Raw genomic sequence first — 1038 nt, 5'->3', positions numbered from 1 at the left:
GTATCCATGCGCAGCATGGGTGGTGGGTTAGCAGCCCCATGGGCTGCGTTTCCCTTCAGAGGAACCTGCTGCAGCGGGTTCCTTCCACAACGATGAACGATGAACGATGAACAATGCTCCGGAGAGGTGGCCCCGTGATCACCTACCTCCCTAATCACTTACCCACCTAACCACCTAACCACTTACCCACTTTTTCTCCCCCTCACAATATGGTATAATAATACGATATCTGTACAAAGGAGCGTTACATATGGAATCTTGGCTGCAAGTTAGCATAAAAGTCACCCATGAGGCTGTGGAGGCTGTGGCGGATCTGCTCCGGGAGGTGGGGGCCCGGAACGGGGTGGAAATCGAAGACCCTCTGCTGCTGAACCAGCTGCGGGAAAGTGCCACCTGGGAACTGTGCGACATCCCCCATCAGGAAAATACGGAAGTGGTCACTGTTTCCGCCTACTACCCGGAAAACGACCAGCTCCAGCAGAAACTGGATGCCATTGAACAGGGCCTCCAGGCCATCGAAGGCCGGATCGGGAAGTTCCGGTTCGGGCCCACCCTGTTCCGGCAGATCAGCGAAAAGGACTGGGCCAACACTTGGAAGCAGTATTTCCACACCACCAAAGTGGGGAAGAAAATCGTGATCAAACCGTCCTGGGAAACCTACGAGCCCCAGGGGGACGAGAAGGTCATCGCCCTGGATCCGGGAATGGCCTTCGGCACCGGCACCCACGCCACCACCAGCATGTGCATCCAGCGGCTGGAAGACCTGGTGACTCCGGACTGTGAAGTCTTCGATGTGGGCACCGGCAGCGGCATCCTGGCCATGGCAGCGGCTTTGTTGGGAGCCAAGACCATCCACGCGGTGGACATCGACGAAAAGGCCGTGGAAGTGGCCAAAGAGAACATTGCCCAGAACGGCCTCAGCAGCCGGATCACCGTAAACCAGGGGAACCTGCTGGACGGCACCCCGGGTCAGGCGGATCTGATCATTGCCAACATCATTGCGGACATCATCATCCTGGTACTGCCGGAAGTGGCGGG

1 protein-coding gene is annotated in these 1038 nt (G+C 57.6%); it reads left to right on the top strand.

The window, feature by feature from the left end; genetic code table 11:
• Positions 1–250 precede the first annotated feature (250 nt).
• On the top strand, positions 251–1038 hold a 788-nt coding region (prmA, locus tag QVO43_RS04830; protein WP_288174542.1), incomplete at its 3' end, for a 50S ribosomal protein L11 methyltransferase.

The organism is Acidaminococcus sp. CAG:542 (genome assembly GCF_000437815.1).
Lineage (GTDB): Bacteria > Bacillota > Negativicutes > Acidaminococcales > Acidaminococcaceae > Acidaminococcus.
This window is presented reverse-complemented; position numbering and strand designations above follow the sequence as displayed.